The 25,936-nt window shown below is 71.2% G+C and carries 20 protein-coding genes and 3 pseudogenes; 14 read left to right on the top strand and 9 right to left on the bottom strand.

The window, feature by feature from the left end; translation table 11 throughout:
* Nucleotide 1: 1 nt before the first annotated feature.
* The 9 genes from ASD33_RS28800 to ASD33_RS28840 all read left to right on the top strand — a co-directional run bounded on the left by ASD33_RS28800 (nucleotide 2) and on the right by ASD33_RS28840 (nucleotide 7,486).
* Nucleotides 2-610, top strand: a complete 609-nt coding sequence (locus tag ASD33_RS28800; RefSeq protein WP_056566873.1) for a riboflavin synthase — start codon at nucleotides 2-4, stop codon at nucleotides 608-610.
* A complete protein-coding gene (locus ASD33_RS28805; protein ID WP_056566876.1) occupies nucleotides 607-1,245 on the top strand; it encodes a nicotinamide mononucleotide transporter family protein in 639 nt (212 codons plus the stop codon). Before ASD33_RS28800 ends, ASD33_RS28805 begins: the two co-directional genes overlap by 4 nt.
* Nucleotides 1,242-2,519 carry a bifunctional 3,4-dihydroxy-2-butanone-4-phosphate synthase/GTP cyclohydrolase II gene (locus tag ASD33_RS28810; RefSeq protein WP_056566879.1) on the top strand — a complete coding sequence of 426 codons (1,278 nt, stop codon included), beginning with the start codon at nucleotides 1,242-1,244 and terminating at the stop codon, nucleotides 2,517-2,519. Before ASD33_RS28805 ends, ASD33_RS28810 begins: the two co-directional genes overlap by 4 nt.
* A gap of 30 nt (nucleotides 2,520-2,549) precedes the next feature.
* Nucleotides 2,550-3,035, top strand: coding sequence for a 6,7-dimethyl-8-ribityllumazine synthase (gene ribH, locus ASD33_RS28815; protein WP_024760819.1), 486 nt, complete (start codon nucleotides 2,550-2,552; stop codon nucleotides 3,033-3,035).
* Between the two features lie 35 nt (nucleotides 3,036-3,070).
* Nucleotides 3,071-3,352 (top strand): phosphoribosyl-ATP diphosphatase, encoded by a 282-nt coding sequence (locus tag ASD33_RS28820; RefSeq protein WP_056566882.1) that lies wholly within the window; start codon nucleotides 3,071-3,073, stop codon nucleotides 3,350-3,352.
* Nucleotides 3,353-3,403: 51 nt separating this feature from the next.
* The gene (gene hisG, locus ASD33_RS28825; protein ID WP_056566884.1) at nucleotides 3,404-4,252 is read left to right on the top strand and encodes an ATP phosphoribosyltransferase; all 849 of its coding nucleotides are present in this window, start codon (nucleotides 3,404-3,406) and stop codon (nucleotides 4,250-4,252) included.
* A 40-nt stretch (nucleotides 4,253-4,292) separates the two neighbouring features.
* Nucleotides 4,293-4,742, top strand: coding sequence for a PH domain-containing protein (locus ASD33_RS28830; RefSeq protein WP_056566887.1), 450 nt, complete (start codon nucleotides 4,293-4,295; stop codon nucleotides 4,740-4,742).
* A 252-nt stretch (nucleotides 4,743-4,994) separates the two neighbouring features.
* Nucleotides 4,995-6,413, top strand: coding sequence for a hemolysin family protein (locus ASD33_RS28835; protein ID WP_056566890.1), 1,419 nt, complete (start codon nucleotides 4,995-4,997; stop codon nucleotides 6,411-6,413).
* The gene (locus ASD33_RS28840; RefSeq protein WP_056566893.1) at nucleotides 6,410-7,486 is read left to right on the top strand and encodes a hemolysin family protein; all 1,077 of its coding nucleotides are present in this window, start codon (nucleotides 6,410-6,412) and stop codon (nucleotides 7,484-7,486) included. Before ASD33_RS28835 ends, ASD33_RS28840 begins: the two co-directional genes overlap by 4 nt.
* Nucleotides 7,487-7,772: 286 nt before the next feature.
* Here ASD33_RS28840 and ASD33_RS28845 read toward each other — a convergent pair whose 3' ends face one another.
* The 3 genes from ASD33_RS28845 to ASD33_RS28855 all read right to left on the bottom strand — a co-directional run bounded on the left by ASD33_RS28845 (nucleotide 7,773) and on the right by ASD33_RS28855 (nucleotide 12,040).
* On the bottom strand, nucleotides 7,773-8,534 hold the full coding sequence (locus ASD33_RS28845) for a polysaccharide deacetylase family protein (protein ID WP_056566896.1): 762 nt from the start codon (nucleotides 8,532-8,534) through the stop codon (nucleotides 7,773-7,775).
* Between the two features lie 626 nt (nucleotides 8,535-9,160).
* Nucleotides 9,161-11,080, bottom strand: coding sequence for an AAA family ATPase (locus tag ASD33_RS28850; RefSeq protein WP_056566899.1), 1,920 nt, complete (start codon nucleotides 11,078-11,080; stop codon nucleotides 9,161-9,163).
* A 330-nt stretch (nucleotides 11,081-11,410) separates the two neighbouring features.
* Nucleotides 11,411-12,040 (bottom strand): hypothetical protein, encoded by a 630-nt coding sequence (locus ASD33_RS28855; protein WP_056566902.1) that lies wholly within the window; start codon nucleotides 12,038-12,040, stop codon nucleotides 11,411-11,413.
* 301 nt (nucleotides 12,041-12,341) lie between these two features.
* On the opposite strand from ASD33_RS28855, the gene ASD33_RS28860 reads away from it, so the two are divergent.
* From ASD33_RS28860 to ASD33_RS28870, 3 genes and pseudogenes are all read left to right on the top strand, one after another.
* Complete coding sequence (locus ASD33_RS28860; protein ID WP_056566904.1) at nucleotides 12,342-13,754, top strand: peptidase C39 family protein; 1,413 nt, start codon at nucleotides 12,342-12,344, stop codon at nucleotides 13,752-13,754.
* 218 nt (nucleotides 13,755-13,972) lie between these two features.
* A pseudogene (locus tag ASD33_RS34620) lies at nucleotides 13,973-14,753 on the top strand (transposase family protein); the annotation flags it as partial.
* Between the two features lie 295 nt (nucleotides 14,754-15,048).
* Complete coding sequence (locus tag ASD33_RS28870; RefSeq protein WP_056566907.1) at nucleotides 15,049-16,359, top strand: phytase; 1,311 nt, start codon at nucleotides 15,049-15,051, stop codon at nucleotides 16,357-16,359.
* A gap of 370 nt (nucleotides 16,360-16,729) precedes the next feature.
* On the opposite strand, the gene ASD33_RS28875 is transcribed toward ASD33_RS28870, so the two are convergent.
* From ASD33_RS28875 to ASD33_RS28885, 3 genes and pseudogenes are all read right to left on the bottom strand, one after another.
* On the bottom strand, nucleotides 16,730-18,781 hold the full coding sequence (locus ASD33_RS28875) for a pectinesterase family protein (RefSeq protein WP_056566910.1): 2,052 nt from the start codon (nucleotides 18,779-18,781) through the stop codon (nucleotides 16,730-16,732).
* Between the two features lie 348 nt (nucleotides 18,782-19,129).
* Nucleotides 19,130-19,648, bottom strand: a pseudogene (locus ASD33_RS36595) (hypothetical protein); the annotation flags it as partial.
* Nucleotides 19,649-19,846: 198 nt separating this feature from the next.
* Complete coding sequence (locus ASD33_RS28885) at nucleotides 19,847-20,827, bottom strand: acetylxylan esterase (protein ID WP_056566916.1); 981 nt, start codon at nucleotides 20,825-20,827, stop codon at nucleotides 19,847-19,849.
* Between the two features lie 318 nt (nucleotides 20,828-21,145).
* On the opposite strand from ASD33_RS28885, the gene ASD33_RS28890 reads away from it, so the two are divergent.
* Together ASD33_RS28890 and ASD33_RS36600 are read left to right on the top strand one after the other, a co-directional pair.
* Nucleotides 21,146-22,528, top strand: coding sequence for a GH1 family beta-glucosidase (locus tag ASD33_RS28890; protein WP_056566919.1), 1,383 nt, complete (start codon nucleotides 21,146-21,148; stop codon nucleotides 22,526-22,528).
* Nucleotides 22,529-22,568: 40 nt separating this feature from the next.
* Nucleotides 22,569-22,697: pseudogene (locus ASD33_RS36600) on the top strand (TIGR03842 family LLM class F420-dependent oxidoreductase); the annotation flags it as partial.
* Nucleotides 22,698-22,719: 22 nt separating this feature from the next.
* On the opposite strand, the gene ASD33_RS28895 reads toward ASD33_RS36600, so the two are convergent.
* The 3 genes from ASD33_RS28895 to ASD33_RS28905 all read right to left on the bottom strand — a co-directional run bounded on the left by ASD33_RS28895 (nucleotide 22,720) and on the right by ASD33_RS28905 (nucleotide 25,924).
* Complete coding sequence (locus tag ASD33_RS28895) at nucleotides 22,720-23,589, bottom strand: alpha/beta hydrolase (RefSeq protein WP_056566922.1); 870 nt, start codon at nucleotides 23,587-23,589, stop codon at nucleotides 22,720-22,722.
* 91 nt (nucleotides 23,590-23,680) lie between these two features.
* Nucleotides 23,681-24,685, bottom strand: a complete 1,005-nt coding sequence (locus tag ASD33_RS28900; protein ID WP_056567174.1) for an NADP-dependent oxidoreductase — start codon at nucleotides 24,683-24,685, stop codon at nucleotides 23,681-23,683.
* Between the two features lie 183 nt (nucleotides 24,686-24,868).
* A complete protein-coding gene (locus ASD33_RS28905; RefSeq protein ID WP_056566925.1) occupies nucleotides 24,869-25,924 on the bottom strand; it encodes an aldo/keto reductase in 1,056 nt (351 codons plus the stop codon).
* Nucleotides 25,925-25,936 lie beyond the last annotated feature (12 nt).

Consider the following 25,936-nt stretch of genomic DNA (forward strand, 5'->3'; position numbering starts at 1 on the left):
CGTGTTCACCGGAATCGTCGAAGAACTGGGCGAGGTCGTCGCCGTCGAGCAGCTGGAGGACGCCTCCCGCTTCCGGCTGCGCGGCCCCCTGGTCACGGAAGGCGCCCAGCACGGCGACTCCATCGCCGTCAACGGTGTCTGTCTCACGGTCGTCGAGTTCGGCGACGGCGAGTTCACCGCCGACGTCATGGCCGAGACCCTCAAGCGGTCCAGCCTCGGCGCCCTCGACGTCGGCACCCGCGTCAACCTGGAGCGGCCCATGGCCGTCGGCGGCCGCCTCGGCGGACACATCGTCCAGGGCCACGTCGACGGCACCGGCACCATCCTGGAGCGCACCCCCTCCGAGCACTGGGAGCTCGTCAAGGTCGGCCTGCCCGCCCACCTCTCCCGGTACGTCGTCGAGAAGGGCTCGATCACGGTCGACGGCGTCAGCCTCACCGTCGTCGAGGTCGCCGACGACTGGTTCACCATCAGCCTCATCCCCACCACGCTCGACCTGACCACGCTCGGCATCAAGCGCTCCGGAGACCCGGTCAACCTCGAAGTCGACGTCATCGCCAAGTACGTCGAGCGGCTGCTCGGCACCGACGCCAAGGAGAACGAGAAGTGAACTGGCTCAACTCCGAGGCGTTCACCGTCTTCGACCAGCACATCAAGTGGTCCGACATGATCGGCAACACGATCGGGCTGCTCGCCCTCGCGCTCGGCTGGCGCCGGTCCATATGGACCTGGCCCGCCCAGTTCCTCTCGGGCGTCATCCTCTTCGTCGCCTTCGCCGCCGGACACCTCACGGGCAGCGCCGGCAAGCAGGTCGTCGTCATGCTCGTCGCCGCCTGGGGCTGGTGGCAGTGGAACCGCGGCCGACAGAACGCCCAGGACGGCTCCATCGCGGTCCGCTTCGCCACCTGGCGCGAGCGCGGCCTCCTGGTCGCCGCCGCCGCCCTCGGCACCGTCGCCGTGGCGATGCTCTTCACCGCCTTCCCGGAACTGTCCTGGGACCCGTGGCCCGACGCGTACATCTTCGTCGGCACCGTCGTCGCCATGTACGCCCAGTCGCGCGGCATGGTCGAGTTCTGGTTCGCCTGGCTGCTCGTCGACCTGGTCGGCGTCCCGCTGAACTTCGCCAACGGCTACGCCTTCTCCGGCTTCGTGTACGTCATCTACGGCGCGCTCGTCCTGTGGGGCATGCGCGACTGGTGGCTGCGCTCCCGCACCACCACCGTCCTGGAAGGAGCCCACGCATGAGCGCCCATCCCCTCTGGGACGCCACCGACCTCGCCCTCGACCCCGTCGAACAGGCCATCAGGGACATCGCCGCCGGCCGCCCCGTCGTCGTCGTCGACGACGAGGACCGCGAGAACGAGGGCGACCTCGTCATCGCCGCCGAGAAGGCCACCCCCGAGGTCGTCGCCTTCATGATGAGCGAGTGCCGCGGCCTGATCTGCGCCCCCATGGAGGGCGAGGAGCTGGAGCGCCTCCAGCTCCCGCAGATGGTCGAGCACAACACCGAGTCGATGCGCACGGCCTTCACCGTCTCCGTCGACGCCGCCCCCGCCCACGGCGTCACCACCGGTATCTCCGCCGCCGACCGCGCCACCACCCTGCGGATGCTGGCGAGCGGCCGCCACGAGCCCACCGACTTCGTCCGCCCCGGCCACATCTTCCCGCTCCGCGCCAAGCCCGGCGGCGTCCTCGCCCGCAACGGACACACCGAGGCCGCCGTCGACCTCGCCCGCCTCGCGGGCCTCCGCCCGGCCGGCGCGATCGTCGAGATCGCCGGCGAGGACGGCGTCATGCTGCGCCTCCCCGAACTCGTCCCCTTCGCCCGCAAGCACGGCCTCACGATCATCTCCATCGAGGACCTGATCGCCTACCGCCGCTCCGCCGAACCGACCGTCCGCCGCGAGGCCGAGGTCCAGCTGCCCACCGCGCACGGTGACTTCACCGCGTACGGCTACCGCTCCACCGTCGACGGCGTCGAGCACGTCGCCCTCGTCCACGGCGAGGTCGGCGACGGCGACGACGTCCTGGTCCGGGTCCACTCCGAGTGCCTCACCGGCGACATCTTCCACTCGCTGCGCTGCGACTGCGGCCCCCAGCTCCAGGCCTCCATGGACCGCATCACCGAGGCCGGCCGAGGCGTCGTCGTCTACCTCCGCGGCCACGAGGGCCGCGGCATCGGCCTGCTGTCCAAGCTCCGCGCGTACGAACTCCAGGAGCAGGGCCGCGACACCCTCGACGCCAACCTGGAACTCGGGCTCCCCGCCGACGCCCGCGACTACGCGGCCGGCGCGCAGATCCTCGCCGACCTCGGCGTCCGCAGCCTGCGCCTGATGACCAACAACCCCGACAAGATCGACGCCCTCACCCGGCACGGCCTGACGGTCGAGGGCCGCGAGCCCATGCCGGTCACGGCCGGCGAACACAACCTCCGCTACCTGCGCACCAAGCGGGACCGGATGGGCCACGACCTGCCGTGGCTCGACGGCTCCCCGGCCTCCACCTGCGGCAACCAGTAATCCCGTACGTACGAATCGTCTAGGAGAGACATGAGCGGCAAGGGCGCACCCGTCCTCAGCGTGAAGAACTGCGGCGACCTCCGGGTCGCGGTCATCGCGGCGCAGTGGCACGAGAAGATCATGGACGGTCTCGTCGACGGCGCCCTGCGCGCCCTGAGCGAGCTGGGCATCGACGAGCCGACCCTGCTCCGCGTCCCCGGCAGCTTCGAGCTCCCGGTCGTGGCGAAGGTCCTCGCCGGGCGCGGCTACGATGCCATCGTGGCCCTCGGCGTCGTCATCCGCGGCGGAACCCCGCACTTCGAGTACGTGTGCCAGGGCGTCACCCACGGCCTCACCCAGGTCTCGATCGACACCGGCGTACCCGTCGGATTCGGCGTCCTCACCGTCGACAACGAGGAACAGGCCCTCGACCGGGCCGGCCTCGAAGGCTCCTCCGAGGACAAGGGCCACGAGGCCGTCACCGCCGCCGTCGCCACCGCCACCACGCTGCGCACGGTCAGCGAACCCTGGCGCTAAGTACGCGACCCTTACCCCGTACTCTTAGGACCATCATGGCGAACAAACCCTCAAAGAGTTTCGAAGAGCTCTTCGCCGAGCTCAAGCTCAAGGCCGAGACCGGCGACCCGGCCACCTCCCGCACCGCGGAACTGGTGGACAAGGGCGTCCATGCCATCGGCAAGAAGGTCGTCGAGGAGGCCGCCGAGGTCTGGATGGCCGCCGAGTACGAGGGCAAGGAAGCGGCCGCCGAGGAGATCTCGCAGCTGCTGTACCACGTCCAGGTGATGATGGTCGCCCGCGGGATCTCGCTCGACGACGTCTACGCCCACCTCTGAGCACGACTCTTTCGGTCTCCCCACCACTCCCAGGCAAAGGAAGCTCACCCCATGCTGCGCATCGCCGTTCCCAACAAGGGTTCCCTCTCCGGACCTGCGTCGGCAATGCTCCATGAGGCCGGCTACCGCCAGCGCAAGGAGTCCAAGGAACTGGTGGTCATCGACCCCGACAACGAGGTCGAGTTCTTCTACCTGCGGCCGAAGGACATCGCGATCTACGTCGCCTCCGGGAAGCTGGACATCGGCATCACCGGCCGTGACCTGCTCCTGGACTCCGGAGCCAGCGCCGAGGAGATCCTCGCGCTGAACTTCGGCCGCTCCACCTTCCGCTACGCCACGCGTCCGGGCACCGCCGCCGGCCCCGAGGACTTCGGCGGCATGACGATCGCCACCTCCTACGAGGGCATCGTCGCCAAGCACCTCGCCGACCAGGGCATCGACGCCTCCGTCGTCCACCTGGACGGCGCCGTCGAGACCGCGATCCAGCTGGGCGTCGCCCAGGTCATCGCGGACGTCGTCGAGACCGGCACCAGCCTGCGCAACGCCGGTCTCGAAGTCATCGGCGAGCCGATCCTGACCTCCGAGGCCGTCGTGATCCGCCGCCACGGCGCCCCCGACGACAACGCGCAGGTCCAGCAGTTCATGCGCCGCCTGCAGGGCGTCCTCGTGGCCCGCTCGTACGTGATGATGGACTACGACTGCCGCGCCGAGCACCTGGAGCAGGCCGTCGCCCTCACTCCGGGCCTGGAGTCGCCGACCGTCTCCCCGCTGCACAACGAGGGCTGGGTCGCCGTCCGCGCGATGGTCCCCGCCAAGGAGGCGCAGCGGATCATGGACGACCTGTACGAGATCGGCGCCCGCGCCATCCTCACCACCGCCATCCACGCCTGCCGCCTCTGACGGCACGGCCCGCACGCCCCGAGGCCCCGAGGAACCCCTGATGTCCACCGCACAGCCCCCCGCCCTCCCGGTCACCTTCCGTCCCGGGCGCACCCGGGCGATCCTGCTGACCATGGGCGCCGCGATGTTCGTCGTCATCACGGCCGTGGCCTTGATGCTGGAGCGGCTCGGACCGGGGGAGCGCGTCAGCTTCGTCTTCACCGCCGCGCTGCTCTCCGGGGTCCTGGTCCTGCTGAGCCGCCCCAAGGTCGTCGCCGACGACGAGGGCGTCACGGTCGTCAACATCACCCGCACACGGCGGCTGGCCTGGGCGGAGATCCTCAAGGTCAACCTGCGCCCCGGCGACCCGTGGGTCTTCCTGGACCTGAGCGACGGCACCAGCCTGCCGGTACTCGGCATCCAGCCCGGCATCGCCAAGGAATCGGCCATCAAGGACGCCCGCGCCCTGCGGGCCCTGGCCGACAGCCACGGGACGGGCACCGAGGCCTGACCCGGAACCCGGGAGTACGGGACCCGGCCGGGAGAACCCCGGTCCGTCCCCCATCCGGGGCCGACCCCCTGCCCTTCCGGGCCTTCGCGTGACTACTCTGGAGGCGGTGGTGCCGAGCGCACCACCGCCTCGCGTGTGCAGGGCCGCAGCCGCGGCCCGCGAGGCCACCCTTCGACCCGAGGAGTGACTCCCTCCAGCAATGGACGGATCGTCCGGTAGTACCTGCGCCGCCCCCTCCCAGGAGGCGGCGGCATGATCGTCTCCCTTCTGCTGCTCTTCGCGGCTTTCGTCCTCATCCTCGCCAACGGCTTCTTCGTGGCCGCCGAGTTCGGTCTCGTGACCGTCGAGCGCGCCGAGGCCGAGCGGGCCGCGGCCGCCGGTGACCGGCGCGCCCGTACCGTCGTCACCGCCCTGCGCGAGCTGTCCTTCCAGCTCTCCGGCACCCAGCTCGGCATCACGATCACCTCGCTGGTCGTCGGCATGCTCGCCGAGCCCGCGCTCGCCGGACTGCTGCACGGGCCGCTCACCGCGACCGGACTGCCCGAAGGGGCCGTCTCCGGGATCGCCGTCGTGATCGGGATGCTGCTCGCCTCCGCCGTCCAGATGGTGGTCGGCGAGCTGGTGCCGAAGAACTGGGCGGTCTCCCGGCCGCTCCAGGTCGCCCGCTTCGTGGCCACCCCGCAGCGCCGCTTCTCCGCCGTCTTCCGGCCGGTGATCGCCGTGCTCAACCGGGTCGCCAACCGGCTCGTCCGGCTCCTGGGCGTCGAGCCCACCGAGGAGCTCGACTCGGTCCGCACCCCCGGCGAGCTGGTCTCCCTGGCCCGGCACTCCGCACTGGCCGGCGCCCTCGAACAGGACACCGCCGACCTCTTCGTACGGACCCTGTCCCTCGGCGGCCTCACCGCCGAGCAGGTCATGACCCCGCGCGTGAAGGTCAGCGCCCTCCAGTGGGACGCCACCGCGGCCGACGTCCTCAACCTCACCCGGGCCACCGGCCTCTCGCGCTTCCCGGTCTACCGCGACCGCATCGACGAGATCGTCGGCATGGTCCACCTCAAGGACGCCCTGGCCGTCGCCCCGCACGCCCGGCTGCGCACCCCCGTCGGCCGGATCGCGGTCCCTCCGCTCCTCGTGCCGGAGACGCTGCCCGCCCAGACCCTCCTGGAGCGGCTGCGCCGGGAACAGCCGATCGCCGTGGTCGTCGACGAGTACGGCGGCACGGCCGGGGTCGTCACCCTGGAGGACATCGTCGAGGAACTCGTCGGCGAGGTCCGCGACGAGCACGACACCGTCGCAGACGGCCGCCCCGAGCTGGCCGCCGCCCCCGCCGAGGACGGCCGCCCCGCCTGGGAGGCCGACGGCTCCTGCCGGGTCCACACCCTGCGCCGGATAGGCCTCGACGTGCCCGACGGGCCGTACGAGACCGTGGCCGGGCTGGTCGCCGACCTCCTCGGGCGCATCCCCGCCCCCGGCGACCGGGCCGAGCTGCCCGGCTGGCGGCTCTCGGTGCGCCAGGTGGACCGCTACCGCGCCGAGCGCGTCCGGATCGTACGGACGGACCCGGCGACGGACCCGGCGGTCGACGAGGGCGCGTTCCGGGCCCCGGACGAGGCCTCCGGCCGGTCCGTCACCCCCGTACCCGTACCCGTGGCGGCGGAGGCGGCCCGATGAGCACGCTGCCCCTTCTCTTCGCCGTCCTCCTGGTGCTGGCCAACGGCTTCTTCGTCGGGGCCGAGTTCGCGCTCGTCTCCGTCCGGCGCAGCCAGATCGAGCCGCTCGGCGGCGCCCGCGCCAAGCAGGTCCTGTACGGCCTGGAGAACCTGCCGCAGATGATGGCGGCCGCGCAGTTCGGCATCACCGTCTGCTCGCTGACGCTCGGCGCGGTCGCCGAGCCGACCGTCGCCCGCCTCCTCGAACCCGTCTTCCACGCGGTCGGGGTCCCGGAGGGCCTGATCCACCCGCTCGGCTACGTCATCGCCCTCGCCGCGGTCGTCTTCCTCCACCTCGTCATCGGCGAGATGGTCCCGAAGAACCTGGCGATGGCCGCGCCCGAGCGGACCGCGCTCTGGCTCGCCCCGGGCCTGGTCGGCTTCGCCCGGCTCTGCCGCCCGGTGACGACCGCGCTCGGCGCCTGCGCCCGGCTGGTCCTGAGGGCCTTCAAGGTCGAGCCGAAGGACGAGGTGGAGGCGGTCTTCACCAGCGCCCAGCTCGGCCGGCTCGTCGAGGACGCGGGCCAGGCCGGACTGCTCGACCCGGCCGAGCAGGAGCGGCTCGAGGACGCCCTCGAACTGGGCACCCGCCCGGTCACGGACGTCCTCATCGCCCCCGCCTCCCTGGTCACGGTCCCGCCGACGGTCACCCCGCGCGAGATCGAGGAGCTGACCGTGCGCACCGGCTACTCGCGCTTCCCGGTCCGCGCCGACGCGGGCACCACCTTCATGGGCTTCGTGCACGTGAAGGACGTCCTCGACCTGGAGGAGCGGGAGCGGGCGGTGCCCCCGCGGCTGTGGCGGCCGATGGCGACGGTCCACGCCGAACTGCCGCTCGACGACGCCCTCACCGTGATGCGCCGGGCCGCCACCCATCTGGCGCAGGTCGCGGACGGCTCGGGCCGGGTGCTCGGCCTGGTCGCCCTGGAGGACGTGCTGGAGACGCTGGTGGGCGAGGTCCGCGACCCCGCCCACCGGATGCCGACGACACCGGTGGGCCTCACCCGGCCGACGGCGGGGCAACTGGCGTCCTAGGTCGTATCCGGAGGGCGGCCTCACGGCGTCTGGTGCGTGCTCTCGGTGTGCCGGGTGGAAGCCCTCGTGCTGGACCGTACTCGGGCTTTCGCCCGGTGCGGCGAGAGCGCGTGCCAGGCGTCGTGGGGCAGACGGGACTGTGACGACAGGCCCTCGCGGCAGCCCTTCTCCGGCACGCGCCGGTCGCCGACGTGAGGGGGGACTTCCTGCGCGAGCTCCGCCGGGAGAGCCGGGAAACCCGCTGTCCGGCGGAGGTGCTGCGCAGGATTCAGCGGGTTCAGCGGGTTCAGCGGACGGGGAAGCCGAACGTGTAGCCCTGCTCCTTCAGTCGGGGGAGGAGGCGGCGCAGGGCCTCGACGGTCTGGGCGCGGTCGCCGCCCGCGTCGTGGAACAGGACGGTGGGACCGCTGGGCAGTTCCCGCTCGACCGTGGCGACGATCGCCTCCGTGCCCGGACGCTCGAAGTCCTTGGTGTCCACGTTCCAGCCGAGCGGGCGCATGCCCCGCGACGCGGCGAGCTTGCGGCTGTACGGCGTGAACGCGCCGCCGGGGGCCCGGTAGTACATGGGGTGTACGCCGCCGGACGCCTCGGTGATCATGCGCTCGGCGTCGAGGATCTGCTTCTTCTGGTACTCCTGGGACGCCTTGTCCATCGCGGTGTTGTGCGACACCGAGTGGTCACACAGCCGGTGCCCGGCCGCGACGACCTGCTTCACGAGCTCCGGATGTGCCTGCGCCTGCGTGCCCACCATGCAGAACGTGGCCTTCACCTCGTACTCGCGCAGCAGGTCGAGGACTTGCGGGGTCCACACGGGGTCGGGGCCGTCGTCGATGGTGAGGTTGATGCCGCGTTCCCCCGCCTCCGACGCGTGCGCGATGGTCGCGGAGACCGCCTTCGGAGCCGCGGGTGCGGCCTTCTCGGGCGCGGAACCGCCCAGCACTCCGGCCTGCGCCGTCCAGATCGACGCACCCGTGGTCAGCAGCGTCACCCCGAGCGCCGCCCCGACGACCTTGCCGTACCAGCCCCGCCCACCGCTGTGCCGTGCCATGTCCGCCCCATTTCCGCGCAGTTGCGCAGTTCCTCGGTCACCTCGCGACCGATAAGCAGGACGAGACTTCGGGCCCGGAGGATCCGCCCGTTACGGATCGCGGACAATTCCGGGAATGATCGCGGACAACCGGGCGGCGCCGGCCGGGTCGTCCCGGTGGGTGGGCACCCGATGCGGGCCCGCGCGAGCAGCGCTGGATACTGCTTCCCGAGGCACCCCGCTTCTGAACGGAACTGGTACCGACCATGCCGATCCACCGCCAGAACCACGCCGTCCTGTTCGTGTCCGACCCGGCACGCAGCACGGACTTCTACTGCCACGTCCTGGGCTTCCGGGCCCTGCCCCAGGCGGGCAGTGGCCCGCAAGGTTGTGGTCGAGTTCGTGCTGCGGCATGTCGAGTACCTGCTTCATCTGGCTGATGAGGGCGGGCCATGGCGCGAGCGAGTCAGCCAGGTTCCCGACGTTGCCGGACCAGTCGGCCCGGCGTGCACCCCAGGGGACGAAGGCGGTCAGCAGGACACCCCCTAGGGCCTGTCTGACAATTCCCGTCGGGTCCGGCCCGCCCGGCACGCACGCTCGGCGCACGGCCGAAACGCCCAAGTAGCTCCGCTACGAGGGCGCAGGCCCTAGTACCCAGGAGGCTCCTGCTGCGGGCCGCGGTCGACCGGGCCGCGGCCCGACAGGACCTCGCCGTACGCCTGCATGAGGTCGGCGAGCCGGAGGGTCGCGAGGTCCTCCCTGGTCGGGGTGTCCGGGTAGCCGGAGAGCCGCAGATCGCGGTAGGCGCAGGACTTCTCGTACAGGGTGCGCAGGAAGCGGCCGTTGCCCAGCTCGTCGATCCAGCCCTGCTCGACGACGTGAACGCTGATCGAGCGCAGCTCCTCGCGCGCCTCCTCGTCCCAGCAGTCGCCGTCGGCCGCGGCGAGCACCTCGCCGATGGCGGTCAGTTCCAGCGGCCGGTACGAGGGGAAGTCGACCCGGGTGGTGAAGCGGGAGGACAGCCCGGGGTTGGTGCTGAGCAGCCGGTCCATGCCCTCGGGGTACCCGGCGAGGATGACCACGAGGTGGTCGCGGTTGTCCTCGGCCCGCTTGAGGAGTACTTGGAGGGCCTCGTCGCCATAGGCGTCGCCCTTGCTGTAACCGGTGTTGGAGAGCGCGTACGCCTCGTCCACGAAGAGCACCCCGCCGACCGCCGAGTCGATCAGCTCATTGGCCTTGACCGCGGTCTGCCCGAGGAACTCGCCGACCATGTCGGCCCGTTGGGCCTCCACGAGGTGATCGCCGCCGAGCAGGCCAAGGGCGTAGAACACCCGGCCGAGGATGCGGGCGACGGTGGTCTTCCCGGTGCCCGAGGGGCCGGAGAAGACGAAGTGGCGTTTGGGCGGCTGGACCGGAAGACCCTGCCCGGCCCGCAGCCGGGCCATCTCCAGCTGCGCCGACAGCGCTTTGACCTGGCGCTTCACCGGCTCCAGGCCGACCATGCCCTCCAGCTCGGCGAGCGCCTCCGCGAGCAGCACCGGATCGGTGGGCCCCGCGGGGAAGCGCGGGGGCGCCGGCTGGGACGGCAGCGGGGCCTTCTGCCGTACGGTCTCCGGCGGCGGGGCGACCACCGGCGGTACGGGTTCGGGTGCGAGCCGCAGGCCGTCGCCGAGCGGGCCGCCGGTGTCGGCCTCGGTGCCCGGCGCGGTGTCCACCGCGTCCTGGCCGAGCCCCCCGCCGAGGGTGCCGAGGGCGACCGTCGCGAGTCCGGTCGGGTCGTCCATGCCGTCGTAGCCCTCGAACCCGTCGTACTCGGCGATGGCCGCGAGCCGAGCGGCCGTGTCCATGAACGTCGGGTCGATCCGGTGCACGGCCCGGTAGAGGGGCAGGGCCGCGGCGCTGCGCCCGGTGCCCTCGTGGGCGCGGGCCAGCCAGTAGCGCAGCTCCTTGCGCTGGGGCTGCTCGCTGCGGCACCGCATCAGCGAGGCCGAGAGCAGCGGCTCGGCCTGCCCGTACATCTCCAGGCGGACCCGGGCCATGCCGCCGAAGAGCCCGGCCTCGATGCCGAGCAGCGGATCGTCGACGAGGGTCTCGGTGTGCCGGACGAGCTGGTCCCAGTCCTTGACGAGATAGGCGCGGCAGGCGTGCAGGAAGCGCACCTGGGGGTCGGTGTCGACCGGCGGGAGCCCCGCGAGGGCCCGGTCGAGCTCCGGTACGTGGCGGCCGTCGAGCCAGTGGGAGGCGTGCGCGAGGAGCAGGTCGCGCGGGCTCTCCAGCACGGGCTGGACCCACCAGCCCAGCCAGTACCAGGAGTTGAGGGTGCGCCGGTACCGGGAGCGCTGTTCGCCGAAGCGGTCGCGGTTGCGGTACATGCGCAGCAGCGCGGTCGTGGTGTCGACCCTGAGCGCGTGCAGCCCGAGCCAGGCGTCCGCCATTCCGGGGTCGATCCGTACCGCCGTCCGGAACTCGTCCTCCGCCTGCGGATAGGCGCCCATCGTGTAGGCGTCGACTCCGCGCAGCCAGGCGAGTTCGGCGGGGGCCTGCGCGCCCTGCGTGCCGATGTCCATCGGGTCCCCCACAACCGTCTTCGCATGGACGGGATTTGACCGCACCTGGGGGCATCGTACCTGCGCAGGGGGCGCGCGCTTAAGGAGAAGCGCATGATCCGGAAGCGGTGACCCTGGGTAAGCGTGAAGGCTCGGAAGGGGGCGCGAAGGGGTCGTGAAAGGCCCCGGTGAAGGTCTTCGGGGGCAGAACGAAGCCCCCGATCACGGGGGAACAACCGGGGGCTTCGCGTCTGCGGCGACTCCGAAAAGCCGCACATTCAGAACGTAAGACCAGTACGACCCCTGGGTCAAGCGAAGTTGGGGCACTTGCGCAAGCGGACGAGGGGCCCCTCAGTTCACGGACATGAAGCCGTCACGGTGGGTGATGATCTGGTCCGCGACCGCTGTCACAGCGGGCCCGGGTAGCCAGTCGTAACCCTTCTGACACTCGCGTACCAGGGTCTGCGCGAAGGGCCGCGAGGGGTCCTCGGCGAAATGGCGAGTCTCCGCCACCGTCCATCCGTCCCAGAACGCGGCCTGCTCCGGACCGTCCCGGTGCCGCCCCCGCGCCCAGGACTCCTCCGGTCCTCGCTCCATCCACAGCAGCCACGACAGGAACGGCCGTACCTCCCGCCGCCCGGCGCCGACGCCCTCGACGAGCACCACGGGGGCCGGCGGCAGTGCCCTCGGCTCCCCGAAGCGCCGGAGCCGCCAGTCGTACGGGCGGTAGGCGGCGGTCGCGCCGCTCGCGAGCGGTTCCAGGACCTGCTCGCGCAGCCTGCCGGTCCACGCGAACAGCTCCTCGTGCGTGGCGAGGTCGTCGAGGTGGAGCACGGGGGCGCCGCCGAGGGCGGCCGCGAGCCGGGCGGCGAGGGTGGACTTGCCGGAGCCGGCGTGGCCGTCGACCGCGACGAGCCGGACCGGGCCGCAGGAGGGCGGGAGCCGGAGCAGCGCGTGCGCGGCGCGGTCGAGGTCGTTCATGGGCCCAGGGTAGGGGAGCGGGGGACCGCCGCAGGTCAACGAGGTGCCGGCGCCAGTGGTCGAGACCAATATTGGTGCGGCGACGCGGGGCGAAGTGCTGGCGGAGGGCCGGAGGGAACGGCGATAGTGGGGCGCGCGCGGGCCTGGACGGTGCGGGGGCGCGTGTGTGCGCGGGCCCGTCGTACGTCGCGGGCCCGGTCGTACGCCGGAGTCCGCACCTCCGTACCGCAGCACGCCAGGGTCCGTCCGCGGGCCCGACGCACGCCCGCACGCCCACCGTTCTCGACTGGGGGTCACGCCCATGACCAGCTCCACCCCGCGCAGAACCGTCCTCACCGCCGCCCTCGCGGCCGCCGCGGGAACGGCCGCGACCGCCGCACCGGCGACAGCGGCCCCTGCCGCCCCGTGCGCCTCCGACTGTCCCCCCGCTCCCGCCCCGGACCGCTCGGCGGACGAGGGGGAGGGGCGGGGGCCCGCCGCCCCGGGACTCGTCGACAACCGGTTCTGGTCCTCGTACACGGACTGGCGGTGCGGCAGCGCGGCCGGCACGAAGGCGGTCGCCGGCCGCCGCCCCGGCCTGGTCATCGCCACCGCCGCCGGCCGCACCGACTACACGGACCCGCACACCGGCCGCACCGGCACCTGGGAGTACGCGAGCTGGACCTCGCCGACGCACACCCCGGCGGTGCCCGCGACCGAGGTGATCGCCTCCTGGAACGCCCACACCCCGCCCGGCACCTGGCTCCAGGTCGAGATGTCCGGCGGCTACGGCGACGGCACCGCGACCCCCTGGTACGTCCTGGGCCGTTGGGCCGCCGGTGACGCCGACATCCGGCGCACGTCGGTCGACGACCAGACCGACGGCCGGAGCACGGTGTGGACGGACACCTTCGCGATCGACGACGCGGCGAGCGGGCTGCGGCTGACCTCGTACCGGCTGCGCCTCACGCTGTACCGCACGCCGGGGAGCGGTCTCACGCCCACGGTGTGGCGGCTGGGCGCGATGGCCTCGGACGTCCCGGACCGCTTCACGGTCCCGGCCTCCGCGCCGGGCGTCGCCCGCGAACTGACCGTCCCGCGCTACTCCCAGAACACCCACGTCGGGCAGTACCCGGAGTACGACAACGGCGGCGAGGCCTGGTGCAGCCCGACCTCCTCGCAGATGATCGTCGAGTACTGGGGGCGCCGGCCCTCGGCCGAGGCGCTGTCCTGGGTCAACCCGGACTTCGCCGACCCCCAGGTCTGCCACGCGGCCCGCTTCACCTACGACCACCAGTACCAGGGCTGCGGCAACTGGCCCTTCAACGCCGCCTACGCGGCCACGTACCCCGGCATGAACGCCGTGGTCACCCGACTGCGCTCGCTGACCGAACTGGAGACCCTGATCGCGGCCGGAATCCCGGCCATAACGTCCCAGTCGTTCCTGAAGGGCGAACTGACGGGAGCGGGCTACGGCACCTCGGGCCACCTGATGACCGTCATCGGCTTCACCCCGGAAGGCGACATCGTCGCCAACGACCCGGCCTCCCCGAACAACGAGGCGGTCCGCCACGTCTACCGCCGCCGCGAGTGGGAGAACATCTGGCTGCGGACCAAGCGTTACGACGCGAACGGCAAGGTCAGAAGCGGGACGGGCGGTGTCTGCTACATCTTCTGGCCGGTCAGGTCAGCACCAAGTCAGCACCGCGCACTGCAGGCGCTCGGCCTGGTGTGAGCATGTGCGGCCCGACGGCCGTCTCGACGACCTGACGGCAGCGCTCCTGGCCGTCCTGCGTGAGGTGGCCGTACCGGTCCACCGTGACCTTGATCGAACGATGAGCTCTTTCCAAGCCGGCGGTGATGACCGTGGGTTGGACGGGCCTGCCCAACGACGAAGCTCCTGGCAGACGGGTGTCACGACCAAGATCCACCGTGCCCCACCAGGAGCTTTGCGTGCTTGTCTACCCGTCCTCGGTCGATCTGTCCGATCGCACCCTGCGGTTCCTGAGCGGACGGCTGAAGGCCAGGCGTCGGGAGATCGGGACGCGTTGGCGGCGCCTTCCCTCCTCGCGACAGGCCCTCCTCGCCCTGGCCCACCTGCGGTGCGGTGACACCTACGCCCAGCTCGCCGCCGGGTTCGGCGTCGGGATCGCGACCTTCCCCAAGCTCTCAACTCCGTTCGAGCAGGGGAGACCCTATTCCGCTGCATACGTGAAGCCGTCGAGGCCCTGTCCTCCATCGCCCCGTCCCTGACCGAGGCGATGCGGACGATCTGGGAGAAGGCGTTCGTCATCCTCGACGGCACCCTGCCGCCGATCGACCGCATCGCCGCCGACACCCCTATTACTCCGGGAAGCGCAAGCGCCACGGCATGAACGTGCAGGTCCTCACCGATCCGTGCGGACGGCTGCTCCGGGCCTCGTCGGCTCTGCCCGGCTCGACTCACGACCTGACCGCCGCCGGGCAGCACGGGATCGTCGAAGCCCTCATCGAAACCGGACTCAGATGTGGGGCGGACAAGGCGTATCAAGGCGCCGGCGGACCCGTCCGCGTACCGTTTCGGGGCCTGTGCCTCAAGCGGTGCAAGCGCCGCCACACCACCATCCACGCCGAGATTGGCTGTCTCGGCGAGCAGGCCATGGTCACCCCCAAGGGGTGGCGCCCCCGGAAGCTCCGCTGTAGCACCAACCGAATCACCGACGTCGTGAGGGCCGTCCTCGTCCTTCGCCTCGCAGCAACGCGAGGTTGGAAGAAGCTCCGTGATGAAGCCCTGCTGATCGAGGCGGACCGCGGCGGCGGTGTCCACGGGAAGGGCGGTGGGCACGGCCGCCAGGAGCCTGCCCGGCACAGGCCACGCGATCCGCGCGCACATCTTCCGGGCCACGGGCGCGTGCGACGGCGCGGCGGATGCCCGTTCATCGGAAGTACACCGGAGTCCGGAGTTACCCGTCGTGCGGCGGCTGCCCTGGCGACACTCTCCGGAACCAGGCTCTCGCGAGTCCCACCACCCCCCTGCAGAGGAGACTTGTGTGAATCGCTCCACCATCGTCCGATCGGCCGTCCTGACCGTGACCACGGCTTTCGCGGCGGCGGCACTGGCCGTGCCCGCCGAGGCCCGGCATCGCGCGTACGCCGACACCCTGCCGGTCGTGACGCCCCGTGCGGAGACGCCGGTGCTGCACGACGACGACGAGGGCGGCAACGCCGACGCGGACGACCCGGCCATCTGGCGCAACGCCGCGGCCCCCGGCCGCAGCCTCGTCGTCGCCACCGCCAAGGAGGGCGGTCTGCGGGTCTACGACCTGGACGCGCGACCGGTGCAGTCGATAGCCGCGCCTCCCGCCGCGGGCGAGGACGACGCCCCGGGCCGGTTCAACAACGTGGACCTCGTCCACGGGCTGCGGCTCTCCTCGGGGAAGGCCGATCTGGCCGTCACCAGCGACCGGGGCAACGACCGGCTGCGTTTCTACCGCATCGACCGCGACCGCACCGGCGGTCCGCTGACCGATGTCACCGATCCCGCCGCACCGCCCGTCTTCTCGCAGGACCAGGCCGAGATCAACGACCAGCGGACCGCCTACGGCCTGGCGACCTGGACGGACCGTACGACGGGGAAGTCCTACGCCCTGGTCAGCCGCCGCGAGCGCACCAGCATCGCCCTCCTGGAACTACTGCCGGCCGCGGACGGCAAGGTCACCTACCGCAAGGTCCGCAGCCTCGACCTGCCCTCCTCCTTCCGGCTGCCCGACGGCACCTCGTGGTCCCCGTGCGCCGAGCCCGGCGAACTGCCGCAGGTCGAGGGCATGGTCGTCGACCCGGCCAACGGCATGCTCTACGCCGGCCAGGAGGACATCGGCGTCTGGCGGCTGCGCGCCGACCTCACCGGCACCCCGAAGCTGATCGACAAGGTCCGCGAGTACGGCGTCCCCGGCGTCTACGACGAGGAGACCGAGGAGTGCACGCCGGGCGCCGACCCCGGCTTCGGCGGCACGAAGATCTCCGCCGACGTCGAGGGCCTGACGCTGCTCACCGAGTCCGACGGCGACGGCTACATCCTCGCCTCCAGCCAGGGCGACAACACCTTCGCCGCCTACGACCGTGAGCTGGAGGACGCCAACGAGTACGAGGGCGGCTTCCGGGTCGCCGCCGCGAACGACACCCTCGACGGCTCCGAGGAGTGCGACGGCGCCGCCGTCCTCAACGCCCCGCTCGGCTCCAAGTACCCCAACGGCCTCCTCGTCGTCCAGGACGGGCACGACGCCCCCGGCGACGGCGACCGGGACTCGACCGACTTCAAGTTCGTCGACCTCGGCAAGGTCATGGACGCCCTCGACGACTGATCGTCCCCGACGGGCCGCCGCCCACATGCGACGTGCAGGCCGGACGGGCTGTGACCCTTGGCGCGCCCGATCGGAAGCGGTGAAACCCGAAACGAAGCGGGCACGCTGCTGTAGGCGAGGGCTCACGATGACGCGGCGACATCCCCGCTGGCCCGTCGGTCCTCGGGCACGGATCGCCCGGCCGTGGATTCCGCGCTCGCGGACCCCGCTCCCGGCCATCGCAAGACCTCGCCGCCGCGAGGCGACCTGTCGGGCCGGGCGCCGAGCACGTCGTACGGCCGGCGCCCACGGCGACCGGGGCGACACCCCTCACCCGCGTCGACGACCCCGCGGGTCAATGCGCCCATTCCTTCCGGGAGTTGTCACCCCCTCACGGGGTCCAGTCGCCCAGCCAGTCCGAGACCTCCTGCGACGCTGCCCGGGCGGCGATCAGGTGGGGACGTTCGGTGCTCTCCGGCCCGGCCCCCGGGCCGGTGTTCATGTACTCGGCGAAGCGGTCCTCCTTCCAGGAGAAACCGCCCATGTCGGTCCAGGGCGCGCGCTTGATCGCCGCGCTGAGCTCGGAATTGCGGACGGTGACCTGGGGGTCCGCGGTGCTGTCGCCGCCGGGGTGCCAGTTGCGGCCGAGGTGGAAGGAGCCCACCGCCACGTCACCGTTGATCGTGGAGTGGTTGATGAGGATGCCCTTGCGGCCCGATGGGGTGCTCGGGGCGGTGACGTAGCCGGCCGACGTGCCGTTCCAGCGCTTCTTGAGGGTGATGACCGACCGGTCGATCACGGCGGTGGCCCGGCCGAAGACGAAGTCGACGTTGCCGGCGATGTAGGAGTTCGTCACGTAGACGCGGCCGGGCTTGTCCTTCGCCGCCGTCTCCAGCTCCAGGGTGTCCTGGTCGCCGGTGACGATGAGGCTGTCGAGCACGATCTTGTCGCCCGTGGTGAGCAGGGCGACCGCCTGGTGGTCCTTGAGATGCTGGTTCGCGGCCTCGTCGAAGTCGTTGGCGACGGTGAGGTTGCGGAGGCGGGAGTCGTCCGAGCGGACGGCGACCGTGGCGCTCCCGGGAGTGCCGTACGTGCCTGAACCGTCCGGCTTGCGCATGCCGGCCGCGTTCCCGTACACGATGACCGTGCCCTTGCGGCTCGTGCCCGATCCCTGGACGGTGACGTGCGGCTTGTTCGCCGGTATGTCCACCGTCTCGCGGTACGTACCCGGCTTCACGGAGATGACCACACGGCTGGTGTTGCCGACGGGCACGGCGTTCAAGGCGGCCTGGACCGTCCGGTACTGGCCGGTGCCGTCCTTGGCGACGGTCAGGGTCCTGGCGACTGCGGCAGCGGTGATGGCCCTGCCCAGGGAAGTCCTCGGACCGGCTTCCGCCTTCACCCGTGCCGGCACGTCGCCGACCGCGTCCAGCGTGTAGCCGTAGTACGTCCTCGGGTCGAAGGCCGTACCGCCGCCGCGCTCGTTGCGGCCGCTCGTGCCCGAGAAGACGTTGCCGCGCTGTACGAGGATCGCGGTGGCGTCTTTGATCACGGGGTTGTTCATGCCCTGGAACACGGAGTTCTCCAGCAGCATCCGTGTCCTGCCGCGCGCGTAGTTGCCGTAGGAGGAAGTGATGGACGTACCCGGGACGTCCTCCATGAGGTTGTTGTAGAGGTGCGCGTGGGCGGCGTTGTCCGTGGACGGGTTGCGCTGCTCGGTCTCGCGGATCCAGTTGTGGTGGACGGTGATGTCGGTGGCCAGGTTCGGGGTCCACCCGATGCCGAAGGCCTTGTTGGAGTTGCTCAGCCTGTTCCAGGACACCGTCACGTACGTGCTGTCCTTGCGGACGTCGATCAGGCCGTCGGCGGTGTGCCGCAGGTCGTTGTGATCGATCCACACGTGGTGGGCGCCGTCCATCTGGATGGCGTCGAAGTCGTGTTCCTTGTCGTTCCACACGCCCTGGTACGAGTCACGGATCGTCAGGTTTCGGATGATCACGTTGTGCACGCCCTGGCCCAGGAAGAACCCGCCGCCGACGATGTGCCCCCGTGTCCCGGAGCCGATGATCGTCTTGTCCGAGGAGACCTTGATCTCCTTGCCGGCGGGGACCACGTCGATCGTGTCGGCGACGACGATGACGTACGGCTCGGCGGCGGTCGCGTACTTCTCGAGGTCGGCGAGCGACGTGACGGTGACGGTCCTGCCGTTCCGGCCGCCGTACGTACCGTTCTGCCCGAGGGCGTTCACCGAGGCGAACCCGTCGGCGGCGGCGGTCGCCCAGGCGGGCACCTCGGCCGCGGCGGCCTTGCCCTTCTCGCCCGGTCCCAGACCGAACACGGACCCGTAGGCCAGGACTCCGGCGGCGGCCAGCGCCACCGGCAGGCCGATGGCCAGGGCCTTCCGGGGCCGGCGATGACGGGCCGTGCGGTGGTTCGAAGTCATATGTACTGGCCATTCCGTGGAGGGGGGCGAGGTGTCGTTGCCGCTGGGGACGGAAAGGTTGTCGGGCTCAGGGCTTGTGGAGAATCAACACGGCGGTTTGATCTTGGTTTTGTCAGGGTCGAGGAACCTGGCGACGTCTTCCCGTAAGCGGAGCACTTGCTCGCGTCGAACTTCCGTCGCCGGAGTCGACACGTCGATGAGTTCGTTGAGCTGCCGAGGGGCGTCCCGGTCGGTTCCGGGTCCTGGCACGAACGCCGCGTGAGGCGAGTCGGTCGGTCCGTCAGGGCCTCGTCCGGTGTGCTCTCGGTGGTCGCCGCGTCCGTCGGGCGCTGGGGGTGGAGAGTGCCGGTTCCAGTCGCCGTGGAAGCGATGGCGGGTGATGGGCAGGGCGGCGATCTCGTCGTCGCTGATGCGGATGTCGGTGGGGTACTCACCGCTGTCGAGTCCGGCCCGAACGGTGAGACCCGTGCGGCTGGCCTGCCACCAGCGCCGGATCAAGGCGACGGCGAACGCCGCGGTGTCGTGATCGATGCCGATGCTGACCCATCCGGTGTTCGCTGTCGTGTCATGGATTCCGTACGGAATCGGCTTCTCGGCCCGGCCGGGGAAGTCGTGTGTCCTGCCCCTCACAGGCTGTCCTGCGGGCTGCCATTCGGGCGCGGCGTTTTTGTAGTCGCCGATCAGTTCCTTCTCCTTGCCGTCCATGCTGATCACCGGGTCACCGGAGTTCCTGCGGTCTCGTGCCTGCTCGTCGGGGTAGCGGAACCGGGCGTCCCTGTCGGGGCGCTGAGCACCTTCGACGGCCTTGGCGTTGGCCTGCGGACCGAAGCCTTCCTTCCTCGGCAGGCCGGCGACCGTGTCGGCCGAGGCCCCATCGAGAAGCTGCCCCCGCTCAAGGACCTCGCCGTCGGCCGGTCCGCCGTCTACGCCATGCACGACACCGCAGGGCCACCGTCGACGCCTACGGCACCGACATCATTCCGATGCTCGACTGCGCGTCACAGGAGACGAGTGCGCGGCCCGATGTCGCCGGGCCTTCGGGGGAGTCGGTGGCGGCTCGGTTCCTCAGCGCTCCGTGGGGGCGAGTCCCCGCAGGCGCAGCCAGCGCAGGTGCTCGACGGCCGTCGCGCTCCTTCCGCCCGCGTGGTCGGCGAAGGGCCATTCCCTGATGTCCTTCTCACCCGTGTAGCTCCGGTAGGCGGCCAGCACGGTGGACGGCGGGCAGATGGGATCCATCAGTCCGGCGCTGAACAGGGCGGGGGCCGCCGCCCGCCGCGCGAAGTGCACGCCGTCGAAGTGGGCGAGGGTTCCGAACGCCTGCTCGGCCGTATGCGGGGCGTGGCGGCGCAGGTAGTCGACGATTTCCGTGTAAGGCCCCTCGGTCGCGGTCTCGGCGCCCCGTCGGATGTGGCACAGGAACGGCACGTCGGGGAGGGCGCCGGCGATGCCATCGCCGGCCAGACCGGCCACGGCGAGGGCGAGGCCACCGCCCTGGCTGGCCCCCTGGACGACGATCCGGTCCGGGTCCACGTGCGGGATGGAGCGCGCGGCGTCGACGGCGAGGACGCAGTCGGTGACGAGGCGGCGGTAGTAGTGGGCGTGTGGGTCCTCGATCCCGCGGGTCATGTAGCCGTACACCCAGTGGGGGCCCGCGTCCGGGTGGGGATCCGGGGTGTCGTGGCCCTGGCCGCGGCTGTCGACGACGAGTTGGGCGTAGCCGGCGGAGGCGTACAGGAGGTGGTCGGTCATCAGGCCCCGTCCCTCGCTGTATCCGAGGTAGGTGATCACCGTCGGCAGCGGTTCCTCGGCCTGCGAGGGGAGGACGAGCCAGGCGGCGACCGGGTGGCCGCCCCAGCCGGAGAACCGTACGTCGTAGGTGTCGAGGGTGGTCAGGGGGGAGTCCCGCACGGGACGGACCTCCGGAGCGCGGCCGGCCTCGCGGGCCGTCCGCAGGGTCTCGGACCAGAAGACGTCGAAGCCGTCCGGCTCGACCGGGGGTTCGTCCCGGGCGGCCGGGTGGTCGAGGGGCAGGTCGGTGTACGGCATGGGAAGGGGTTCTCCTCGGAACGGGGTGACCGCGCCGGGAGCGGGGCGCGGTCGGCGTCGTGCAACGGGAGGGGCGGAACGGTGTCGAGTGCTCAGTGCTCCGTACACCCTCACGTTCCGTCCTTCCGTTACAGCCCGACAGTGGCTGCGGAGGTCACTCTGCCCAGCGCTTGACAACGTTGTCCAGCAAAGCCTTCCCGGTTAAGCCGGGGTTTAGTAAAACCGATCCTCCTGAACCTGCAACCCCTGGATCGAGCAACTGGATTCCTTCATGCTCGGGCCTGTTGTCCCCACCCCGCACGAGAGGTCTCCGTTTCCGTGAGCGACTTCCCGGTCTTCCCGTCCGGCTTCGAGTTCGGCGCCGCCACGTCGGCCTACCAGATCGAGGGCGCCACGCAGGAGGACGGGCGGGAGCCGTCGATCTGGGACACCTTCTCCCGGCGCGCCGGGGCCGTGTCGGACGGCAGCAGCGGCGAGACGGCCTGCGATCACTACCACCGGTACCGGGAGGACGTGGCCCTCCTCGCGGACCTCGGGGTGTCCGCCTACCGCTTCTCCGTTGCCTGGCCGCGCGTCCAGCCGTCGGGCTCGGGACCGGTGAACGCCCGGGGGCTCGACTTCTACGCCCGCCTGGTCGACGACCTGCTGGAGGCCGGCATCAAGCCGGTCGTCACCCTCTACCACTGGGACCTCCCTCAGCCCCTGGAGGACAGGGGAGGCTGGCGGTCCCGGGACACGGCCGAGCGCTTCGCGGAGTACACGGCCCTGGTCGCGGGGAAGCTCGGGGACCGCGTACCCCGGTGGATCACCCTGAACGAGCCCTGGTGCAGTGCCTTCCTGGGATACGCGAACGGCGAGCACGCTCCGGGGGCGTGCGAGGGGACGTCCGCGCTCGCCGCGGCCCACCACCTCCTGGTCGGCCACGGCCTGGCCATGGGAGCCCTGCGCGCCGCCGGGGTCCGGGAAGCGGGCATCTCCCTCAACCTCGACCGGGTCCGCCCGGCCACGCCGGACCCCGCCGACGCCGCGGCCTCCCTGCGTGCCGAGACCCAGCGCAACCTGATGTGGACCGACCCGCTGCTGACGGGACGTTACGCACCCGGTGAGACGGACACCTTCGGAGAACTGATCGAGCGCCAGGACTTCCGCCGCGAGGGCGACCTCGCGCTCGTCTCCGCTCCGATGGACTTCCTCGGCCTCAACTACTACACGCCGTCCACCGTCCGCGCGGCGCCCTGGCGCGAACCCGATCCGGCCCTGCGCACCGCGATGGACAATCGTTTCGAAGGGGTGGCCCATCCTGGCGTCCGCCACACCGCCATGGGCTGGGCCGTCGTCCCCGACGCCCTGAGGGACCTCCTCGTGTCCCTCCGCGATCGCTACGGCGCCCTCCTTCCGCCGATCCACATCACGGAGAACGGCTCCGCCGAGCACGACGCCGCCGCCGCGGACGGCACCGTGTACGACGCCGACCGGATCGCCTACCTGGAGAGCCACCTCCGAGCGGTCTCCGCAGCCATCGCGGACGGCGTCGACCTGCGCGGCTACACCGCGTGGTCACTCCTGGACAACTTCGAGTGGGCGTTCGGTCACAGCAGGCGCTTCGGCCTGGTGCACGTCGATTTCCCGACCGGTACGCGCACCCCCAAGGCGTCCTATCACTGGTACAAGGCGGCCATCGCGGCCTCCGCGACCCGCTAGTGCCGCGGCGAGCGCCATTCGCCCCGCTGTGAGGCGACGCGCCGCCCCGGCACACGTGACGGCGGACGACTCGCCCGGCGCCCGGCTCCGGGACCAGTGCCGCTGGTTCGGTTATCAGGTCGGCAACCATGCCGCCGACCTAGTGGCCGAGTACGGCGAGCACTCTGGCCCTGGACCTGCCTGACGCCTGGCTAGGCTGCCAGGAATGCGAGCGCCCGCGGGACGAACGTGTCGTGGTACTGGAAGATCCCGCCGTGTCCGGCGCCGGGGTAGAGGGGTTCGAGTTCGCTCCGGGGCAGCCGGGCCGCGAGGTCGAGTGTGTTCTCGCTCGGGACCATCCGGTCGCTCTCGCCGTTGACCACCAGGACCGGTTGGCGGATGCGCGACAGATCGGCCGGCGCCTGGAGGCCCCAGCGGTGGATGGCCTTCAGCTGGGCGCGGAACGAGGAGATCGAGATGGCTTTGTCGCGGCCGTCCGTACGTTCCTTCAGCCGGTCGAGGAAGGCGTGGGCCGCACGGCGACCGACGGCGGTGTCGGGGAAGAAGAGGTACTGCTTCGGGTCCTTGCGGGTCAGGACGGCTCTGAGGGTGTCCTTGATGGTGAGCCGGGTGACCTTGTCGATGCCGGGGCCTCCGGCGGGACCTGTGCCCGCGAGGACGACCTTGCGTACGAGCCGGGGTTCCTGCACCGCGATGACCTGGGCGACGAAGCCGCCCATGGACAGACCGAGCAGGTCGACCTGGTCGTACCCGAGGGCCTTGATGAACAGCACGGTGTCGCGGGCCATCGCCTCGATGGTGTCGGGCGTGGAGCCGCCGGACGCGCCGACGCCGCGGTTGTCGTAGGTGATCACGCGGCGCCGGGCGGCGAGCCCGTCGACGACGCGGGGGTCCCAGTTGTCCAGGACCGCGGCCAGGTGGTTGAGGAGGATCAGCGGCACGCCGTCGTCCGGGCCGAGCTGCCGGTAGACGAATTCCACGCCGCGCACGGAGACGGAACGGGTCGGTGTGTTCGCGTACGACGTCGGGGCCGGGGCGGGGGAACTGCGCGCTGCGCTCATGACCGGGTCCTCGGATGGTGTTCGTGGGGGAGTGGGGTGAACGGGACCTCTCGTCGCCGGGGGTGACCGGTGCGTCGGCTCGGTTCCGCCGTCATGCCATCGCGACGACGACTTTGCCGGCCTTGGCGCGTCCCTTCTCGACGTACTCCATGGCGTGGAGGGTGTCGTCGAACGGGAAGACGGTGTCGACGACGGGGCGGATCTTCCCGGTGTCGACGAGAGGGGTGAGTTCGCGCAGCTGGTCGCCGCTGGCCTTCATGAACAGGAACGAGTAGGTCACGCCCAGGCGCTCGGCCTGGCGCCGGGTCTTGAAGCTGAGCGCGGTCATGGCCAGGCGGAGGAACGGATTCAGATCGAGGTCGCGGGCGAAGGCGGCGTCGGGCGGGCCCGCGACACTGATGGCCATTCCGCCGGGCTTGAGGACCCGCAGGGATTTGGCGAGGTTCTCGCCGCCGAGGCTGTCCAGGACGAGGTCGTATCCGTCGAGGAGGGTCTCGAAGTCCTGGGTGCGGTAGTCGATGACCTCGTCCGCGCCGAACTCCTTGACCAGGTCGGCCGTGGCGGCGCTCGCGGTGGTGGCCACGTACGCGCCGAGAGCCTTGGCGAGCTGGACGGCGATGGAGCCGAGGCCGCCTGCGCCCGCGTGAATGAGGACCTTCTGGCCCGGTCGCACGCGTGCCCGCTCGGCCAGCGCCTGCCATGCGGTCAGGGCGACCAGAGGGAGTGAGGCGGCCTCGGTCATCGTGAGGGCGGCCGGTTTGGGGGCCAGGTCGTCCTGGTGGACAGCGAGGCGTTCGGCGAAGGTGCCGATGCGGTCCTTGTCGGGCCGGGCGTAGACCTCGTCGCCCACCGCGAAGCGGGTGACGGAGGACCCGACCTGCAGGACCTCTCCGGCGAGGTCGTTGCCCAGGACGAGGGGGAGACGGTAAGGTAGGAACGCCTTGAAGTCCCCGTTGCGGATCCTGAGGTCCAGCGGGTTGACGCCCGCCGCGTGGATCTTGACCAGGACGTCGTCGGCGCCCACCTGCGGGTCGGGCATTTCGGCTGCGTGCACTTCGGCCGGGCCCCCGTACTTGTCGATCAGGAATGCCTTCATCGTCGTCTCCGTTCCGTCTCCCTCCATGGGAGGGCGGGGTTTCCGTTCGTCCCGGACTTCTCCCCCTCCCTCCATGGGAGGGCGGGGTTTCCGTTCGTCCCGGACTTCTCCCAGTACGAACTAGTTTGTGTCGTCTTTCCGAGTGCGGCGCGGGCGCATCGTGTCCTCGGCCGCGTCCGGCGATCAGGCCACCGGAACGACCGGGGCAGTGATCCGGTCGGCGGCGCCTCCCTGGAGGTGGTTCAAGGAGGCGGCGATTCCCTCGTGGGGCGCGCCGAGCGGCACCGCGCTGACTTCGGCCAGGCGGGTGTACTGCGCGTCGGTCAGCTGGACGTCGAGGGCGCCGAGGTAGTTGTCGAGCTGGGCAAGGGTGCGCGGGCCGATGATCGGGACGAGCGTGGCCACGGACCGGGCGGCGCGCTCGCGCACCCAGGCCATCGCCACCTGGGCGGGCGTCACGCCGGTCTCCTGGGCGATGGCCAGGACCGTGTCGACGACGGCGGTCTTCTGGTCGGTGCTCTCGGTGTGGATGACCATGCCCAGGTCGCTCAGGCGCCCCTCGGCGGAGGTGCGGTATTTGCCGGTGAGAAGTCCGCCGCCGAGCGGGGACCACAGGGCGGCGCCGAGTCCGAGGCTCTCGGCCATGGGCAGCAGTTCGCGGTCGGCGGTGCGCTCGACGAGGCTGTACTCGTGCTGGATGCCCACGATCGGCGCCCAGCTCTTCAGGTCCGCGAGGGTCACTGCGCGTGAGACGCGCCAGGCGGGGAAGTTGGACAGCGCGGCGTGGTGGATCTTGCCGGCGCTCACCAGGTCGTCGAGCCCGCGCAGGATTTCCTCCATCGGAGTGAGCTCGTCGGGGAAGTGCACCCACAGCAGGTCGATGTAGTCGGTGCCCAGGCGCTTCAGGCTGGCCTCCACCGAGGCGACCATGTTCTTGCGGCTGTTGCCCGTCCTGGAGATGTCCGGCTGCGGAGCGGCGCCGAGGGCGAACTTGGTGGCCAGGACGAAATGGTCGCGGTCGGCGGCGATCAGCTTTCCGGTCAGCTCCTCCGACTCGCCGAACTGGTAACCGTCCGCGCTGTCGAGGAAGGTGCCGCCCGCCTCGGCGAACCGGTTGAAGATCCGGCGTGCCTCGTCCGGCTCGGCGCCCGCGCCCCAGCCGGTGCCGAAGTTCGCGGTGCCCAGCGCGTACTCGGACACGCGCAGTCCGGTCCGGTGTCCGAAGGTCGTGTAACGCATGAGAGGTCCTTA

The organism is Streptomyces sp. Root1304 (assembly GCF_001426405.1).
In the GTDB taxonomy this organism is placed as follows: Bacteria; Actinomycetota; Actinomycetes; order Streptomycetales; family Streptomycetaceae; genus Streptomyces.

Bases quoted from the DNA above. Each gene is read 5' to 3' on its own strand.
- ASD33_RS28810 (WP_056566879.1), top strand. From the start codon at position 1,242: ATGAGCGCCCATCCCCTCTGGGACGCCACCGACCTCGCCCTCGACCCC.
- ribH (WP_024760819.1), top strand. From the start codon at position 2,550: ATGAGCGGCAAGGGCGCACCCGTCCTCAGCGTGAAGAACTGCGGCGAC.
- ASD33_RS28820 (WP_056566882.1), top strand. From the start codon at position 3,071: ATGGCGAACAAACCCTCAAAGAGTTTCGAAGAGCTCTTCGCCGAGCTC.
- hisG (WP_056566884.1), top strand. From the start codon at position 3,404: ATGCTGCGCATCGCCGTTCCCAACAAGGGTTCCCTCTCCGGACCTGCG.
- ASD33_RS28830 (WP_056566887.1), top strand. From the start codon at position 4,293: ATGTCCACCGCACAGCCCCCCGCCCTCCCGGTCACCTTCCGTCCCGGG.
- ASD33_RS28835 (WP_056566890.1), top strand. From the start codon at position 4,995: ATGATCGTCTCCCTTCTGCTGCTCTTCGCGGCTTTCGTCCTCATCCTC.
- ASD33_RS28840 (WP_056566893.1), top strand. From the start codon at position 6,410: ATGAGCACGCTGCCCCTTCTCTTCGCCGTCCTCCTGGTGCTGGCCAAC.
- ASD33_RS28845 (WP_056566896.1), bottom strand. From the start codon at position 8,534: ATGGCACGGCACAGCGGTGGGCGGGGCTGGTACGGCAAGGTCGTCGGG.
- ASD33_RS28850 (WP_056566899.1), bottom strand. From the start codon at position 11,080: ATGGACATCGGCACGCAGGGCGCGCAGGCCCCCGCCGAACTCGCCTGG.
- ASD33_RS28855 (WP_056566902.1), bottom strand. From the start codon at position 12,040: ATGAACGACCTCGACCGCGCCGCGCACGCGCTGCTCCGGCTCCCGCCC.
- ASD33_RS28860 (WP_056566904.1), top strand. From the start codon at position 12,342: ATGACCAGCTCCACCCCGCGCAGAACCGTCCTCACCGCCGCCCTCGCG.
- ASD33_RS28875 (WP_056566910.1), bottom strand. From the start codon at position 18,781: ATGACTTCGAACCACCGCACGGCCCGTCATCGCCGGCCCCGGAAGGCC.
- ASD33_RS28885 (WP_056566916.1), bottom strand. From the start codon at position 20,827: ATGCCGTACACCGACCTGCCCCTCGACCACCCGGCCGCCCGGGACGAA.
- ASD33_RS28895 (WP_056566922.1), bottom strand. From the start codon at position 23,589: ATGAGCGCAGCGCGCAGTTCCCCCGCCCCGGCCCCGACGTCGTACGCG.
- ASD33_RS28900 (WP_056567174.1), bottom strand. From the start codon at position 24,685: ATGAAGGCATTCCTGATCGACAAGTACGGGGGCCCGGCCGAAGTGCAC.
- ASD33_RS28905 (WP_056566925.1), bottom strand. From the start codon at position 25,924: ATGCGTTACACGACCTTCGGACACCGGACCGGACTGCGCGTGTCCGAG.